This is a genomic window from Sphingobacterium sp. UBA6320 (assembly GCF_002440335.1).
GTDB lineage: Bacteria > Bacteroidota > Bacteroidia > Sphingobacteriales > Sphingobacteriaceae > Sphingobacterium.
In genome coordinates this window covers 129,870-146,222 of sequence record NZ_DJTA01000007.1, presented here as the reverse complement: position 1 = coordinate 146,222, position 16,353 = coordinate 129,870, and the positions used below count along the sequence as shown (strand labels likewise).

Genomic DNA, 16,353 nt, shown 5'->3' with positions numbered 1-16,353 from the left:
GCGGGAAAATGGATAGGAGATTATTGTTCATTAATACCTTTAAATGAATTGTATGATTTTGGTCGTACTATTTTAATGCTTTGTTTGGATAATGCAATTGCAGCATTCAATTCATACCCGATCAGCAATATTAATGTATTGAGGTACATCCAGATCATAATTACAATTAAGGTGCCGATAGAACCGTATAGTTTGTTATATGTACCAAAGTGGTTGATGTAAAATGCAAAACCAGAAAAGGTCAGGATGGCTAATATTGTTGCCAGTGTAGCCCCTGGACTAAACAATTTCCATCTACGTGATGATGTCGGGGCAAATTTATAAAGACAGCTTACGGTAAAGAAATAAATTCCAAATATGATTAGCCATCGTGCTGCTTTGATAACGAATGCCCAGAAGCTTTTGGTGATCGCGATACTGTCTTTTAAATAATTGACAATAATGCCGGCATACGTAAATATGGTCATTCCTACTGTTAGTGCGGTGATGATCAAAAAAGCAAGTCCAAGTGCAATCATTCTACGCTTGATCCATGTTCGTTTTTCCGCCATGAGGGATGCTTTATTGAAAGCCCGCATCATGGATGCCATACCATTGGTCGCAAAATATGTGGCTAATATAAAACCGAAAGATAGGAGACCGCCATTCTGATTCTTGATAATATCTTCTAGTGTTGTTTCGACGACTTCATAGGCATTTCGCGGGATCACAACTTCTAAAAACTCTAAAAGCTGTTCCTGAAAATTGTCTATGGGTATATAAGGAATCAACGTAAAAAGAAAGATAATGCCAGGAAAAATGGCTAACATGAAACTATAAGAAAGGGAAGATGCCTTACTTAAGATTGAATCACGGGATATTTCTTGAAAAAAAAATACAGCTACTGTATATAATGGTAGAGATCCGAATCCAGGTAAAATGACCGCTTTGCTCCATTCAACAACTTGATTGTAAGGTTTTAATTGCAATAAGTAGTGATGAATCTTTGACATGATTAATCAAAATATTTCGACATTTTATCTAAAAAAATGGCGGGTGGCATTGTCGGTTTATTTTTGACGATATCGACAAAAACCAACGTTGTCTCCCCCGTATTTACTAATTCTTGTTTTTCGTTGAATAATTCATATTCAAATATAATTCTTACAGCAGGCTTGATACGGATGGTTGTTTTTATGGTTATCAAATCATCATATCTTGCCGGCTTGATGTATTTGCACTTCATCTCGATGACAGGTAACATCACACCCATATCTTCTAATTCTCGATAAGAAAATCCGGTACTTCTAAGCATTTCAGTGCGTGCTATTTCGTAAAATGCTGCATAATTTCCATAGTACACATATCCCATTTTATCGGTCTCAGCATAGCGTACACGGGTTTGATATTCGAATTGAAACATATTATTTTTTGATATTTCGTTCGTCTAATGCTTTTTGAAATTTACGTGCATTTATTTGATGTTCGGCAACATTTGTGGCAAACGCATGATAACCTGAAAAATCTTCTTTGGCACACATATAAATATAATCATGGTGCTTGTAGTTCAGCACCGCATCTATTGCTACAATACTTGGCATCATAATCGGACCTGGAGGGAGACCTTTGTAGACGTAAGTGTTATAAGGGTTATCTACTCTCAAGTGTTTATTTAGTACACGACGGATAGTGAAATCGTTATTGGCAAAAATAACTGTTGGATCTGCTTGTAATAACATTCCTTTTTGCAGCCTGTTTAAATATAAACCAGCTATAGCAGGCATTTCATCTTTATGCAATGCTTCACCTTTTACAATTGCTGCAAGTGAACTTACTTGCTGAGGTGTCAAATTGATTGCTTTTGCTTTAGCCAAACGCTCCGGTGTCCAAAATTTTTCCCATTCATCATGAAATCTGGCAAATAGCTTTTCAGGTGTTGTATTCCAATACAGCTCGTATGTATTCGGGATAAACATCGCAATGAAATTGTCCTTAGTAAAACCATACGATTTTGCTAGATCTTCATTATTGAGTAACGTCAAAAATGTAACAGAATCTGCTTCAAAATTATCTGCTAATTTTGCGGCGAAATTTTCTTTTAAACGGATATTTTCAAACCTAAACTTAACTGGTTCCTGATAACCACCTCTTAAATTACCAATAAATCTTCTGTTGTTCATACCAGGTGTCAATGCGTAACGTCCGGGCTTAACATTATCGGTGTAATTTTGATATTTTGCTGCTCTATCAAAACTAGTAGGATCGGAAACTATTTTTTGTTCTTTGATCTTTTGCAATACTTGTGCATAAGTGTCTCCTGTATTGATATATAAATATTTTTGATTGTCGGTAACATTTGACGCTAAGAAGGTCTTGTAAGCCGTCCAACCAAAATAACCTCCAACGACAAAGATCAGGAGAATGCTAATTTTTAACCAACTTGGTATTTTCTTTTTATTTTCCATTTTTATGGATTTGTTTTTTGTTTTTGTGTTGAAGAAGGATTTGTTGTTGTAGGAGTAGTCGGAATGCTATTTGACAAAGTGAGGTCAATTTTAGAACCAATACTTGTTATACCTGTTTCTAATCCTGGAAATTGTGTAATGACACGCGCGGTACTGGTGTCTGAAACACCAATATCATATGTAACAGTCCCTAAGGATAATCCTATTCCTTGAAGTGCAAATTTTGCTTCTGCAACAGTAAGCCCTGACAAATCTGGTATTTGAACTTCATTTGCACCTTGACCATTACCGAGTATTAAATCAATCTTAGATCCTTTTGTAATCATTCTGCCTTCACGAATAGACTGTCCTGCAAATTGGGCATCTAATACGATGTCTCTTGCGATATCAGCCACATAAGTTGTATCACCTATACGTAAATTATGATTTTTTAGTATGGAAGAAGCTTCAATTAATGTTTTATCCTTAATTTTAGGGAACGCAATTTCAGGCGCTACTTGTGTAATAATGGTCAGATAAATTGTTCTTCCGGTTTTTACATGAAATTTGGGTTCAGGATCTTGCTCAATCACCAAGCCGGGTTTAGCATCCATTTGATACACAGAATCAATCTGATATTCTAAATTAGCATTCTCTAATGCTGAAATAGCAGCACTGACATGTAATCCCTTTACTTGTGGGACTTCGATGGACTCATCATGTTTCGTATATACTTTTAAACCTAAATAGATGAATAGGAAAATTGCTAAAACAAAACCTATGGCAATTAGAAGATTGTTTCTAAACGTATTAGTTCTTAAATATTGTAATATTTTTGACATTTATATTTCTTTAAAAAATCATTTTATAGTATTCTTTTCAAGCAAGTTTAGCGCCATTATTTGTTTCGAATACACTTCATTTAATTATTGAACAAAATTATTCGTTTTTCTGTGTATCGCAAATTATATTTGCTATAAGAATCACTATAATTTTATGAAAACAAAAATAGCATTAATAACTGGAGGTTATACAGGCGAAGCGGAAGTTTCTTTTAAAAGTTCGGCATTTGTTTATTCACAGTTGGATCATGACAAATATGATATCTATCAAATTACGATTACACAGGATGCTTGGTTTTATGTAAGTGATTCTGGGATAAAATGTCCTATCAATAAAGAAGATTTCACCTTATTGCTTAATGATAGCATATTGAAGTTTGATTTAGCATTTATCATGGTACATGGTTCTCCTGGTGAGGATGGTCGTCTGCAAAGTTATTTTGATTTAGTGGGTATACCTTATACTTCTTGCGATGCCTTGACTTCGGCGCTGACCATGAATAAGGGATATACAAAAGCAATACTCGCAGATATTGAACATATAAACTTAGCAAAATCTGTGTTATTATTTGATACGCAACGTGCAGAAGGTGTGTTCTTAGTGGAAGAGAAATTATCACTTCCGTATTTTGTAAAACCAAATGCTGGGGGTAGTAGTATCGGTATGACAAAAGTAAAAGTTGCTGAAGAGTTACAGGCCGCAATTGATAAGGCTTTTGATGCGGAGAATACAGGGAGCCAAGTGATCATAGAGGAGTTTGTACATGGACGTGAATTTTCTGAAGGAATCTATCGTAATATAGATGGTGAATTGATTGTACTTCCTGCAACGGAGGTGAAAACTACACGTGAGTTTTTTGATTTTGAGGCAAAGTATATTCCTGGATTAACAGAAGAAATCACTCCTGCAGATCTTAATAAAGAACAACAATCTCGAATTTCAAAAATATTAAAAGAGATTTATGTGCGATTGAATTGCAAAGGAATGGTGCGTATTGATTTCTTTTTGGAGAAGGAGACGGATAAGTTTTATTTTATTGAGATCAATACCATTCCAGGACAAACTCCACAGAGCTTTATTCCGCAGCAAGTACGTGCGACTGGTATGACTGAACAAGAGTTTTATGGTACTTTAATTGAAGTGGCTCTGAAAAGATAATCGAAAAAAGATGAATTTTTAAAAAAAACCGCTTTACGATAGGTTGTAAAGCGGTTTTTTTTATTTTCTAAAATCAAATTTTGAGAGATCGGGTTTTACTTTTTTATCTCTTTTAAGTTCTTCTTGATAGATGACCTGACCTATGTTTTTGAGAAATGGATAAGTGACGGTGTCATACTCATAGATTCCATCATTATAAATCCCATTTTCATTAGATTGTACAACTACTGCAAGTAGAAATTCTATTCCTTTCTCAAAATCAACAATATATGCATTGTCTATATTGTATCCATACGAATCGCCATATTTATTGAAGATACGGATATTTGGATTTAGAGATGCTTCTTTGTCGCGACCATAAAAAAGTAATTTACTGTAGGTGGGCCAAAATTCTGTTGTGTCGTATTTAGGATAATCAGATTCAAATGGGTACCGAGACATGTAGTCATATATAAACGAGTAATCTTCTTTGGTAAGTTGAAATCTTTCACGCGACTTAAATGCTTCTGGGAATAATAATTTTTTTAATATCATTTGTTGGTCATCTAAGGGATATACATTGAGTCCCTCAAAACTCCATGGTTCGTAAATAATTTCATCTTTATCATTCATATAACCTTTTCCCTGAAGTGTATTTTGAAGCTTAATTGGATAATCATTTGGATCATATTGTGCCTCTTGTTTATAGACCGGATTGTCTCCTTGATAAAACGTTATTGAATTTGTATGTTTTGCCCAGATACCTTTATCTCCAATTGCAAGCCTATTGACAATGCGACTATTTTTGGTACCATGTTTTATCAATTTGCTATTCAATTCGGCTCGACCAATAAATTCAAACAGTCTATTTTGAGCATCATTGTCACTTGTCAAAAGGATTTTTTTAATATATTGACCAATTGAGGGGAGCCCATTTTTAGCAGATTGGTCTTTTGATACAGCGGTTTGCTTTTCATAAGATGAATCTATTCTTAACGGTGTGTCTTTTGATAATCCTACCATGTTTAGTTCATTTATTTTTTCTAATGCTAAAATTGCTGTTGGGAGTTTTACAGTGCTGGCAGGATAAAAATACCAGTTGGGATTTAATCTATAGCTGAATGATCTAAAATGCGGTACATTGTTTTTATCTCTGTCAATCTGCGTATAAAGAATCTGAACTTCATTTTTATTGGGGTGATCTAAGATTTTTTGAAAAAGTTCGGGATGGCTTCTTAGAAGTTTTTCGAGATAAATCGTGTCCATTTTTTGAGCAAAGGAATAAGGTATGAAACTTATGAATAAAAGAGTGAGGTATTTACGCATATCGGTTTAGGTCTGATAATTTTCGAAAGGTAGTTTTATGATTAAGGCTTCCTATTATTTAGGAAGCCTCATATTATTTTCTTACATATACTTGAAAACTATAATCAAAAGCATGTTTTTCGTCTTTTACATGTTTTTCTTCGCTTTCCAGCTCCCATTCCTGTGCTGGTAAATCAGGAAAGTAAGCATCTCCTTCTATAGTTGTGTGCAGTCGAGTGAGCAAAACTTTATCGGCAAATGGTAGTGTTTGTTTAAATATTTCGCCGCCACCGATGATAAAAATTTCTCTTTCATCTCTGCAGTAGTTCAATACTTCTTGAAAACTATTGGCGATATCTACCTCATCGGATTTTGCTGTCATATCACGAGTTAAAATGATATTCCTGCGATCTGGTAGTGGTTTTCCTAATGATTCAAAGGTTTTTCTACCCATGACGACACTGTGTTCTAATGTGTTTTTTTTGAAATATTTAAGGTCATTAGGTAAGTGCCAAGGCATTTTATTTCCTTTGCCGATGACGTTATTTTCAGTTGCGGCTACGATTAATGTTATTTTCAATTTACTCATATTTATATTTTACACAAAAGTATAGGGATCATTATTGTTAAACTGCCACTGGTGCTTTGATATGCGGATGTGACTCGTAGTTTAGCAATTCGAAGTCTTCAAATTTGAACTCGAAAATATCCTTTATTTCTGGATTGATTTTTAATTGAGGTAATGTCTTGGGCGCACGGCTTAATTGTAGTTCTGTTTGTTCGAAGTGATTACTGTAAATATGGGCATCTCCTAATGTATGAATAAACTCAGCGGCTTCCATATCACATACCTGAGCGACCATCATCGTTAACAATGCATAAGAAGCGATGTTGAAAGGTACACCTAAAAAGATATCTGCACTTCTTTGATACAGCTGACAAGATAACTGTGGTTTTAAAATTCCATTTTCAGGATCGGCAGGGGCAACATAGAATTGAAAAAATGCATGACATGGAGGCAAAGCCATATTTTCGATTTCTGCAACATTCCAAGCTGAAACAATTATTCTTCTCGAATCTGGTGATGTTTTTAATTGCTTGATGATGTTTTCAATCTGGTCAATATGCCCACCATCGGGTGTTGGCCATGATCGCCATTGTGAGCCATAAACAGGACCTAAATTACCATTTTCATCTGCCCATTCGTCCCAAATGCTTACTCCATTATCTTTTAAATATTTGATGTTTGTATCTCCCTTCAAAAACCAGATTAATTCATGCAGAATAGATCTTAAATGTAACTTTTTTGTTGTCACCAATGGGAAGCCTTCTTTTAAATTGAAACGCATCTGATATCCAAATACACTCTTAGTTCCTGTTCCAGTACGGTCAGTCTTAGTGACCCCATTTGTATATACGTGCTCTAGTAAGTCAAGGTATTGTTTCATTGTAAATAGTTGCTTTTATTTATTTGTGATTATGAAATGATGAAGCTTTTTGAATTTATGATTGCTTTAAAGCTGATCATGATATAAACATATAATATTATATACGAAGGTAAGATATTTTTGAAGTATTCACATTATGATTCTAAAAAGTGCGTGCGGGTAAAACTGAAATAGGCTCTTTTTAAGAGATCTTATAAATAGGCGAAAAATAGTGATATGAAGCCCATGGCTCCTTTATTTGAATCATTAAAATCTCATAATTAATTGAAAAGCGTGTAAATCAGAATTAAGAATTTTCATTTGGAGCTTTTTGTTGTATTTTTGCAAAATCATTATGAGTAAAAAAGTAGCTTTCTATACCTTAGGATGTAAATTGAATTTTTCAGAAACATCCTCCATAGGTCGAGTCTTTCAAGACGCGGGTTATGAAACAACGCCATTTAATAGTGCGGCAGATGTTTATGTAATTAATACATGTTCGGTGACGGATCATGCTGATAAGAAATGTCGTAAGGTGGTGAAGGAAGCGCTTAAATATTCACCTAATGCTTATATCACCATAGTGGGTTGTTATGCACAATTAAAACCTGCGGAGATTGCTGAGATACCAGGAGTAGATATGGTATTGGGTGCTGCAGAGAAGTTTAATATCATTGAGCACATTAATGATCTGACAAAAAATGAGAAGGCAGTTGTTTATAATGCACCCATTGATGAAACAAATCAATTTGTATCGGCATATTCTATTGGAGATCGCACGCGAACATTTTTGAAAGTGCAGGATGGTTGCGATTATTCCTGTACTTTTTGTACAATTCCTCTTGCGCGTGGTGCAAGTCGCTCTGGTAAAATTGAGGAAATTGTACGACAAGCTGAAGAAATTGCTGCTTCTGGAGTGAAAGAAATTGTGTTAACGGGCGTTAATATCGGTGATTTTGGTATTCGGGATGGTAAACGACAAGATAAGTTTTTGGATCTCGTAAAAGCTTTGGATGAAGTTACTGGAATTGACCGAATTCGTATTTCTTCGATTGAGCCTAATCTTTTAGCGAATGAAATTATTGAGTTTGTGGCTCAATCTAAACGGTTTGTTCCACATTTTCATATGCCTTTACAATCTGGAAATAATAAAGTGCTAAGCATGATGCGTCGTCGTTATAAACGTGAGCTTTATGCGCAACGTGTGGAGAAAATAAAGGAATTAATGCCTGATTGCTGTATTGGTGTAGATGTTATTGTGGGATTCCCGGGTGAAACGCGTGAAGATTTTATCGACACTTACAATTTCCTAAATGAGATGGATATTTCTTATTTGCATGTATTCACGTATTCCGAACGTGAGAATACTATAGCAGCGCAAATGGAAGGTGCAGTACCAGGATCTCAGCGTAGTGACCGTAGTAAAATGTTGCATATTTTATCGGAAAAAAAACGTCGTGCTTTTTATGAAAAGCAATTAGATAAAGTTGGTGAGGTACTGTTTGAAAGTGATGAGAAGGATGGATATATGCATGGGTTCTCTAAAAATTATGTAAAAGTGCGTACTCCTTATGATCCATTGTTGGTCAATGAGGTTGCCCATGTGAAATACCTGTCGATTACCGATAGCTGTGAGGTCGAAATAGAAGAATTAAAAGAGGTCTTAGTGCACTAAGTGCAACTTAAATATAAAATTAAAGAGGTCCATGGTTATTACCATGGACCTCTTTAATTTTTATACGGTTTCTTCTTTTTTCGAATTTAACCAAATAACTGTGGCTAATATCAGTAATACACCGACCCATTGTATCGGACTTACTGCTTCTTTTAATATGAAATAGGACATTGCAGTTGCAACAGGTAATTCTGCTGAACTTAAAATACCACTCAAGGAATAACCTATTTTAGGTATTCCATAGGCAAATAGTAAGGGAGGTATAACTGTACCAAAAAATGAAAGAATAAGCCCATAATGCCATATGCTATCTCCCAAAACGCCTGAAATCAAAAATGTTGGCGGAAAGATGCAACAGATCATAACACAGGAGCCAGTGACCATTAGTGCGCTTTTCTGAATGGGAGGATAATCATTGCCCACGCGTCCATTGACGATTAGAAACACAGCATAGGCTGTAGCTGCTAACAATCCATATATAATTCCTGTCCAGTTGAGCTTATCTATCCCGTGCTCTAGGAGACCAGTTGCGAATACAGTTCCGATAAGGACGATCGCAATACCGATCAATTGACGACCAGAAGGTCTATTTTTGAATATAATGAATTCGATTAGTGTACCAATCCATATATATTGCATCAATAAAACGATTGCTAAAGAGGCGGGCACCAATTGTACACATTTATAATAAACAAGACTTACTAGGCCGGTAGAGATACCGCTAATGACAATTTTCCATTTATTCGATTTTCTGGAAAAGCTTTCGTTGGCTTTTGGATTGAGTAGCTGTATGAACAAATAGACCATCCAGAGGATGATCATACCAAAAATAGCTTGTACACCTGTTACTTGTCCTAAGGTATAATCTTGTGCATATGCTTTTTTTACAAATGTAGATAACAATCCGAAACTACTTGCACCTATAAAAACCGCAATAGCACCTTTTAATTTTTCCATATCTCTTTTTTCAAATTCGGACAAAATTACAACTTGGAAAGGTAGAATAAGAACGATATGTGTGTTTGTCTGTTAAATTTGGTTTTATTACATTTGGGTAACATTAACTATTCACTATGTGTTTGAAACGAAATTTATTATTTTTTATCAGTCTGTTGCTTTTACTTAGTAGTTGCTCTGTAAAGAAAAAGACGAATAATTATGGTCGTGGAAACGCTGTTTTGACCGATGCTAGTGAAGCAAGAGGAATAGATTATAGTAAAAGTTCTTTAGATAGTTATGCTGATCTACTACATGTAAAGAGAAAGGAGCTCAATCCGAATCTTTACTCTTTTATTGACGAATGGATGGGGATACCACATCGTATGGGTGGTGCCACAAAGAAAGGAGTTGATTGTTCTGGTTTTGTAGGTATGCTTTATCTTAAAGTATATAAAGAAGACTTGCCACGTTCGTCGCGTGATATGAGTGTGGTCGTTAAAAATAAAAGAGCAGCGCAGTTAAAAGAAGGTGATTTGGTCTTCTTTTCATTTGGTGGCCGTAATATTGATCATGTGGGTGTTTATCTTCATAATAATAAATTTGTGCATGTCTCGACCAAAAAGGGAGTTATCATCTCAGATCTGGCTGATTCGTGGTATTCTAAATACTTTACAAATGCAGGATCACCGAAATCTTAATCAAATTTTCAAGCTGAATTCCCTTTTTTGTGTCAAATAACATATAAAACTTTATAAAACTGTTTTAATCCTTATTTTTGTCTAAAACTAAAATAAAGATGAGTATCAAGGGTAAAAAGATTTTTTTGGGTTTATGTATTGTAGTACCGTTTCTAATTTACTGTGTTTATTACTACAGTAATATGATCAGCAATGCACCTTTCCGTTTTACAGATTTTCAATCCGTAGTCTTTCGATACGGTGAGCCTAATCATATGGACAATCATTATGATTCAAATACAGGAATTTTTCAGTATGTGACCAAGACAAATGAAATAGAACGTGATACCGTTCGTATGACTAAAGATGATTTGCTTTATTTGCATCGCAAAGCTCAGGAATTAGGTTTTTGGAATTTGGATGATGATATGACAGGTCCTGAGGCGAAAAAAAATATAGAAACAGCTACAGTACCTCGTTATTATTTAGAATTCAACTATAAAGATAAATCAAAAAAAGTTACTATGGATGCTGATTTTGCTGGTAATCCTAAAATGCGGGATGCGGGTAAATCCATGATTGAGGAGGTCAATCGGATCTTGGCAGCAGCCCAATCTAGATCTAGTAAATAAAGAAATTAAAGGGAATCAAAATGATTCCCTTTTTTATTGCAATTAACAGTTTGTTAAACATAAGGTGATTATTGATTCACATTGGAGTAGTAGCTTCGCTCTTAATTATGTTAGACATTCAAATGAAAAATATTTTTGCTGTTGCTGCAGCATTGTCTTTGAGTTACAGCCTTAGTGCTCAAGAATTTGCGAAAGGTATTGTTTTTAATGATATCAATAAGAATGGAATTATTGATAAAAAAGAAGTAGGTTTACCCAATGTCTCTGTCAGTAATGGTATAGATGTCGTCCAAACTGATGCTAAGGGGCAGTACAAGTTGCCTGTGAATAAAGACAATATTATTTTTGTCATCAAACCGGCGAACTATGCTTTGCCGATAGATACCAATCATCAGCCACAATTCTATTATATCCATAAACCTGAAGGAAGTCCACAGTTGACTTATAAAGGTGTTTCTCCTACAGGAAAGTTACCTAAAGAAATCAATTTTGGATTAACATCTCAGAAAGAGTCTACAGATTTTTCAGCATTTGTATTTGGCGATCCACAAGCATATGATATGGTTGAGATGGATTATTTTAAACGTGGAATTATTGATCGTATCGCGAATAAAGATGCCGCGGTATTTGGGATAAGCTTAGGCGATTTGGTTGGAAATGATTTATCGTTACATCCTGCTTATAAAAGTACAATTGCATTAATGGGATTGCCCTGGTTTAATGTAATCGGTAATCACGACTTAAATTTTGACACCAAGGAAGACATTTATTCTGATGAGGCTTTTGAAGCTTCTTTTGGTCCTGCAACTTATTCTTTTAATTATGGTAATGCTCACTTTTTAGTAATTGATGATATTATTTATCCTAATCCGGATACAGGAAAAGGATATAAAGGTGGATTGAGGAAAGATCAATTGGATTTTATTGCTAATGATTTGAAATATGTACCCAAAGATAAGTTGATTGTCTTGGCTTTTCATATTCCTTTAGCCCACGATGATGCTTCTGTTTTCCGTACAGCAGATCGCGATAGACTATTTGATATTTTAAGTGAATTTCCGCATACACTTTCTTTATCGGCTCATACACATTTCCAGCAACAAAATTTCTTTGGTGCTAAGGAAGGCTGGAAGCAAGCAAAACCGCACCATGAATATAATGTAGGAACGACTTCTGGCGATTGGTACTCTGGAGAACTGGATGAAAATGGAATACCTGTGTCAACTATGCGAGATGGAACACCAAAAGGATATGCCATCTTAAATATTAAGAATAATGAATATTCTTTTGATTATAAGGTCGTAGGTAAGGATGCAAATTATCAGATTGCATTATATGGTCCATCTGTTATTGATCAAAAATATGCACAGCGATATCCTGTATATGCAAACTTTTTCATTGGTAAAAAAGGTGATCAGGTTTTGTATCGTATCAATGAAGGTAAATGGAAGGAAATGGAGCAGGTTGGTGAGATTGATCCATCTTTCGATCATGCCGTGCAGCAATTTGATTTAGCAACAGCATACAAAGAGGGGAGAAGACCGTCGGATGGAACAGTTAGTACGCATTTATGGAAATTTAAATTACCAAAGTTAAAAGAGGGAAATTATAAAGTTGAAGTAAAAGCAATCGATATGTTCAATAGAACACATACAGCGATTAAAGAAATTCAAGTTGTCCGTAAATAAAAGTAGTTAATAGCCATATAAAAACCGTTAAGCAACCTTTATAGGTTGCTTTTTTTATGAATAATATTGAAAGGTTAAACATTACTTAAGAATAGCTTAATATAGCAGCTTTATATTTGTACCAGAGTAATTTTTGATTCATATAGTAAAAGGTTAATGTGGGATCTGTTGCGAAACACGTCTAAAATTTAGTTTGTTTTTTAAAAAGATATGGGCTGTCCAAATATTGGATAGCCCATTTTCTTTTGTTAATTGTAATTGGATACAATCTATTTATAGATATGTTATCTTTTTGTGATATATGCTTTTATAGCCAAATTGTATATTTTTCACTGAAAAGAATTGATCGATCCCCGCCGAATCTGCATTTAATGCTTTTCTTCTTATTTAGCACCTAATGGTAGGTTTTTGTCGTGTTTATGTTTGAATAAAATAGCAAATAAAATGGCTAATATCAATGTATAAATAGAGAATGCAAGCCAGATATGGTGCCAATCTTTGAGGATAAGCTGTGTATTGAATAATCCATTTTCACTGATAGATAATCCCCTTTCTTTAACAAACGAAACCAATGTGTTATTGTTGACATCGGTATCTAAAAAGGACGCTAACTGTCCCATGCTATTAAAGGATATGGAATAATATTTGTCAATAATCCATCCCGACACTAAGCTACCGAATACTGCACCAAATCCATTTGTCATCATCATAAAAAGACCCTGTGCGGAGCTTCTTATTTGTGGGCTGGTAGATGTCTCAACAAATAATGAGCCTGAGATATTGAAAAAGTCAAATGCCATACCGTATACAATACAAGATAAGACGATCATCCATAATCCAGAAGATGGATCTCCATAGGCAAATAATCCAAAACGTAAAACCCATGCGAACATCGATATCAACATTACTTTTTTTATGCCAAATCGTTTTAAGAAAAATGGAATGGCTAAGATGAATAGGGTTTCTGATATTTGGGAAATCGACATAATGATGGTCGAATATTTGATCACAAATGAATCGGTGTATTTAGGGAAAAATTTAAATTCATCTAAAAATACATCGCCATATGCGTTTGTCAATTGAAGGGCAGCTCCTAAAAACATAGAAAATATAAAGAACAAAGCCATTTTATAGTTTCCAAATAATTTAAAAGCTTCTAAGCCAAGTGTTCTTGCCAAGGAAGAATTTTCATCTTTCACATTTTTTGGAGGACATTTTGGTATTGAAAATGAAAATAGACCTAATGCCAATGCAAAAATTCCTGCGATATAAAATTGCATTTCTGATGCTTTGCTTCCTGTCAAATTTACAAGCCACATCGCTGCAATAAATCCGATAGTTCCAAAAACACGAATCGGAGGGAAGGCTTTTACTAAATCATATTTTCCTTGGGTAAGTACGGTATATGCTATAGAATTTGATAATGCTAGGGTAGGCATATAAAAACACATGGCTAAAAGCATAGCATAAAAAAAGGTTGTCGGTTCATTTATTTGTGGTAGGTAAAACATGACCGCGGCATACAATAGATGGAGCACTAAGTATAATTTTTCAGCATTGACCCACCGATCTGCGATAATCCCCATTAAAGTTGGCATAAACAAAGATGCAAAACCCATCGTTGCAAAGATGGCTCCAAATTGAGTTCCGTCCCATTGCTTGGTACCAAACCAGTAATTTGCTATTGTAATTAACCATGCTCCCCACACAAAAAACTGGAGGAAGTTCATAATGGTCAACCTTAATTTAATAGACATAAGTAATGTATAGTTGAGTTTGTTTTTTGTCGAGGATTCGATTATTATTTTCTGCGTGAGATTTCATCACGAATTAATGCCGCTTGCTCATAGTTTTCATCATGGAGAGATTGTTCGAGAACGGTTTTTAATTGTTCATCTGTAAGACTTGAGAAAGGATTTTGGATTTGCGGCTTGGTCGTTTCTTCTTTTACATCATCAGGGGTAACCTCTGATGATACGGCATTTTCTAAGTTTTCAAGAAAGGCAAATTCGTTACCTTCGATAACGATGCCAGCAGAAGATAAAATGAAGTCGTAGGCATAAATAGGTGCTCCGAAGCGTACTGCTAATGCGACGGCGTCAGAAGTACGAGCATCTATTTCTACTGTTTTTTGACCGTCTGAACAAATAATCTTAGAATAAAAGATGCCTTCTATTAAATTATATATCAGTACTTCTTCTAAATTAATTTGGAAAGCTTTTGCAAAATTCTGAAATAAATCATGGGTTAGTGGACGACTGGGAACCATCTTTTCTATTCTTATCGCAATAGCTTGTGCTTCATGACTTCCAATGATAATAGGAAGACGGCGATTACCTCCAGATTCACCTAGAACTAGTGCATATGCTCCAGATTGTGTCTGACTGTAGGATAAACCAACGATGTCTAACTTGATTTTCTTCATTATGATACCTTTACGGTTTACAAACTTAGATAAATTTGCTTAGAATAGCAATATGATACTGGTGATATAAAGGTAAATTTGTCGTTCTCTCTCAGTGATAGGACGTTTTTAACTAAAAAAGATGTGCATAATGAATAACAAAAAAACTCCATTCACATTTTTAATGAGAATGGAGTTTCTGAATCAGTAATTTTACAATCCTTTATAAGCTTTTAACGCTGCAATTAATTTAGGAATAACATCAAATGCATCTCCAACGATGCCATAATCTGCCACCTTGAAAAATGGAGCTTCTGGATCTTTGTTGATAACAACAATCGTTTTGGATGAGCTTACACCTGCTAAATGCTGGATAGCACCAGAAATTCCGATGGCAATATATAAATTAGGGCTTACTGCAATTCCTGTTTGTCCTACGTGTTCGGAATGAGGTCTCCATCCCGCATCAGAAACTGGTTTTGAACAGGCAGTAGCAGCTCCCAGCACATCAGCTAATTCTTCGATCATAGCCCAGTTTTCAGGTCCTTTGAGACCACGACCTGCTGATACTACAATGTCAGCTTCAGGTAGTGAGATTTTATCTGTCGCTCTAATGATATCTTTGACAATTGTGCTAAAATCTCCTGCATCTATACTTGGTGAATAATTTTCAATTGTTGCAGAAGTTTCGGATTCTTTCAGTTCAAACGAATTAGGATTCAGTGCAATGACTTTAATTGGTGATGTAAGTTCAACAAGAGCAAAAGCTTTTCCTGAAAATGCACCAGTTTTTACTTGTAAGTCGTTTCCAACTGGTTGAGGTAATTCAATAGCACCATCTGCTAAGGCTGCGTTCAACTTTGCAGCAACTCTTGGAGCTAGGCCTTTACCTGAAAAAGAATTGGATAAAATAATGATGGATGCATCATTGGATTTGGCTGCATCAACGATAATTGCAGCATAGGCTTGGTTGACAAACGATTTTAATTGTTCTGTATTGACATTTAAAATCTTGCTGGCACCATATTTCCCTAGAAGATGTAGCTGATCATCATCTACATTTCCAATTGATAATGCAATGACTGGACTGCCAGATTGGTCAGCGACAGCTTTGGCATAAGAAAGTGCTTCAAAAGCTGATTTTTTAAATTGACCGTCTGTATTTTCTACATATACTAATGTTGACATGTTTTTCCGTTTTAA

16 protein-coding genes are annotated in these 16,353 nt (G+C 35.1%); 5 read left to right on the top strand and 11 right to left on the bottom strand.

Going from position 1 to position 16,353, the window contains the following annotated elements; all coding sequences use genetic code 11:
- Positions 1-20: 20 nt before the first annotated feature.
- Genes B3P23_RS03480 through B3P23_RS03465 form a run of 4 tightly spaced genes read right to left on the bottom strand, consistent with a single transcriptional unit; the run spans position 21 to position 3,265 of the window.
- On the bottom strand, positions 21-992 hold the full coding sequence (locus B3P23_RS03480) for a YihY/virulence factor BrkB family protein (protein ID WP_248754687.1): 972 nt from the start codon (positions 990-992) through the stop codon (positions 21-23).
- Positions 993-994: 2 nt separating this feature from the next.
- Positions 995-1,402, bottom strand: coding sequence for an acyl-CoA thioesterase (locus tag B3P23_RS03475; RefSeq protein WP_248754686.1), 408 nt, complete (start codon positions 1,400-1,402; stop codon positions 995-997).
- Position 1,403: 1 nt separating this feature from the next.
- Entirely contained in the window at positions 1,404-2,444 is a 1,041-nt protein-coding gene (gene mltG / locus B3P23_RS03470) for an endolytic transglycosylase MltG (RefSeq protein ID WP_248754685.1), read from the bottom strand.
- Positions 2,445-2,446: 2 nt separating this feature from the next.
- Positions 2,447-3,265 (bottom strand): PASTA domain-containing protein, encoded by an 819-nt coding sequence (locus B3P23_RS03465; RefSeq protein WP_094773031.1) that lies wholly within the window; start codon positions 3,263-3,265, stop codon positions 2,447-2,449.
- A gap of 154 nt (positions 3,266-3,419) precedes the next feature.
- Between B3P23_RS03465 and B3P23_RS03460 the strand changes: the two genes are divergently transcribed.
- Complete coding sequence (locus B3P23_RS03460; protein WP_293924524.1) at positions 3,420-4,424, top strand: D-alanine--D-alanine ligase; 1,005 nt, start codon at positions 3,420-3,422, stop codon at positions 4,422-4,424.
- A 60-nt stretch (positions 4,425-4,484) separates the two neighbouring features.
- On the opposite strand, the gene B3P23_RS03455 is transcribed toward B3P23_RS03460, so the two are convergent.
- The 3 genes from B3P23_RS03455 to B3P23_RS03445 form a co-directional block, all read right to left on the bottom strand.
- Entirely contained in the window at positions 4,485-5,669 is a 1,185-nt protein-coding gene (locus B3P23_RS03455; RefSeq protein WP_293924522.1) for a serine hydrolase, read from the bottom strand.
- 133 nt (positions 5,670-5,802) lie between these two features.
- Complete coding sequence (locus B3P23_RS03450; protein WP_045752798.1) at positions 5,803-6,297, bottom strand: dihydrofolate reductase; 495 nt, start codon at positions 6,295-6,297, stop codon at positions 5,803-5,805.
- A gap of 37 nt (positions 6,298-6,334) precedes the next feature.
- Positions 6,335-7,156, bottom strand: coding sequence for a thymidylate synthase (locus tag B3P23_RS03445; RefSeq protein ID WP_045752799.1), 822 nt, complete (start codon positions 7,154-7,156; stop codon positions 6,335-6,337).
- A gap of 334 nt (positions 7,157-7,490) precedes the next feature.
- Here B3P23_RS03445 and mtaB point away from each other — a divergent pair, with 334 nt between their 5' ends.
- On the top strand, positions 7,491-8,810 hold the full coding sequence (gene mtaB, locus B3P23_RS03440; protein WP_248754682.1) for a tRNA (N(6)-L-threonylcarbamoyladenosine(37)-C(2))-methylthiotransferase MtaB: 1,320 nt from the start codon (positions 7,491-7,493) through the stop codon (positions 8,808-8,810).
- A 60-nt stretch (positions 8,811-8,870) separates the two neighbouring features.
- Here mtaB and B3P23_RS03435 read toward each other — a convergent pair whose 3' ends face one another.
- Complete coding sequence (locus tag B3P23_RS03435) at positions 8,871-9,767, bottom strand: EamA family transporter (RefSeq protein WP_293924519.1); 897 nt, start codon at positions 9,765-9,767, stop codon at positions 8,871-8,873.
- 116 nt (positions 9,768-9,883) lie between these two features.
- Here B3P23_RS03435 and B3P23_RS03430 point away from each other — a divergent pair, with 116 nt between their 5' ends.
- From B3P23_RS03430 to B3P23_RS03420, 3 genes are all read left to right on the top strand, one after another.
- Positions 9,884-10,447 (top strand): C40 family peptidase, encoded by a 564-nt coding sequence (locus B3P23_RS03430; protein ID WP_045752802.1) that lies wholly within the window; start codon positions 9,884-9,886, stop codon positions 10,445-10,447.
- Between the two features lie 182 nt (positions 10,448-10,629).
- Complete coding sequence (locus B3P23_RS03425; protein WP_045755290.1) at positions 10,630-11,058, top strand: hypothetical protein; 429 nt, start codon at positions 10,630-10,632, stop codon at positions 11,056-11,058.
- 122 nt (positions 11,059-11,180) lie between these two features.
- On the top strand, positions 11,181-12,746 hold the full coding sequence (locus B3P23_RS03420; RefSeq protein ID WP_293924517.1) for a calcineurin-like phosphoesterase C-terminal domain-containing protein: 1,566 nt from the start codon (positions 11,181-11,183) through the stop codon (positions 12,744-12,746).
- 383 nt (positions 12,747-13,129) lie between these two features.
- Here the strand turns inward: B3P23_RS03420 and B3P23_RS03415 are convergent, their stop codons facing one another.
- The 3 genes from B3P23_RS03415 to B3P23_RS03405 form a co-directional block, all read right to left on the bottom strand.
- Complete coding sequence (locus B3P23_RS03415) at positions 13,130-14,503, bottom strand: nucleoside permease (protein WP_293924516.1); 1,374 nt, start codon at positions 14,501-14,503, stop codon at positions 13,130-13,132.
- 44 nt (positions 14,504-14,547) lie between these two features.
- Positions 14,548-15,171: a bifunctional nuclease family protein gene (locus B3P23_RS03410; RefSeq protein WP_094773030.1), complete on the bottom strand. Its 624-nt coding sequence runs from the start codon at positions 15,169-15,171 to the stop codon at positions 14,548-14,550.
- Positions 15,172-15,363: 192 nt separating this feature from the next.
- Positions 15,364-16,338: an electron transfer flavoprotein subunit alpha/FixB family protein gene (locus B3P23_RS03405; RefSeq protein WP_293924515.1), complete on the bottom strand. Its 975-nt coding sequence runs from the start codon at positions 16,336-16,338 to the stop codon at positions 15,364-15,366.
- Positions 16,339-16,353: the final 15 nt, after the last annotated feature.

Coding starts and splice junctions, on each gene's coding strand:
- B3P23_RS03480 (WP_248754687.1), bottom strand. CDS start 992: ATGTCAAAGATTCATCACTACTTATTGCAATTAAAACCTTACAATCAA.
- B3P23_RS03475 (WP_248754686.1), bottom strand. CDS start 1,402: ATGTTTCAATTCGAATATCAAACCCGTGTACGCTATGCTGAGACCGAT.
- mltG (WP_248754685.1), bottom strand. CDS start 2,444: ATGGAAAATAAAAAGAAAATACCAAGTTGGTTAAAAATTAGCATTCTC.
- B3P23_RS03465 (WP_094773031.1), bottom strand. CDS start 3,265: ATGTCAAAAATATTACAATATTTAAGAACTAATACGTTTAGAAACAAT.
- B3P23_RS03460 (WP_293924524.1), top strand. CDS start 3,420: ATGAAAACAAAAATAGCATTAATAACTGGAGGTTATACAGGCGAAGCG.
- B3P23_RS03455 (WP_293924522.1), bottom strand. CDS start 5,669: ATGGACACGATTTATCTCGAAAAACTTCTAAGAAGCCATCCCGAACTT.
- B3P23_RS03450 (WP_045752798.1), bottom strand. CDS start 6,297: ATGAGTAAATTGAAAATAACATTAATCGTAGCCGCAACTGAAAATAAC.
- B3P23_RS03445 (WP_045752799.1), bottom strand. CDS start 7,156: ATGAAACAATACCTTGACTTACTAGAGCACGTATATACAAATGGGGTC.
- mtaB (WP_248754682.1), top strand. CDS start 7,491: ATGAGTAAAAAAGTAGCTTTCTATACCTTAGGATGTAAATTGAATTTT.
- B3P23_RS03435 (WP_293924519.1), bottom strand. CDS start 9,767: ATGGAAAAATTAAAAGGTGCTATTGCGGTTTTTATAGGTGCAAGTAGT.
- B3P23_RS03430 (WP_045752802.1), top strand. CDS start 9,884: ATGTGTTTGAAACGAAATTTATTATTTTTTATCAGTCTGTTGCTTTTA.
- B3P23_RS03425 (WP_045755290.1), top strand. CDS start 10,630: ATGATCAGCAATGCACCTTTCCGTTTTACAGATTTTCAATCCGTAGTC.
- B3P23_RS03420 (WP_293924517.1), top strand. CDS start 11,181: ATGAAAAATATTTTTGCTGTTGCTGCAGCATTGTCTTTGAGTTACAGC.
- B3P23_RS03415 (WP_293924516.1), bottom strand. CDS start 14,503: ATGTCTATTAAATTAAGGTTGACCATTATGAACTTCCTCCAGTTTTTT.
- B3P23_RS03410 (WP_094773030.1), bottom strand. CDS start 15,171: ATGAAGAAAATCAAGTTAGACATCGTTGGTTTATCCTACAGTCAGACA.
- B3P23_RS03405 (WP_293924515.1), bottom strand. CDS start 16,338: ATGTCAACATTAGTATATGTAGAAAATACAGACGGTCAATTTAAAAAA.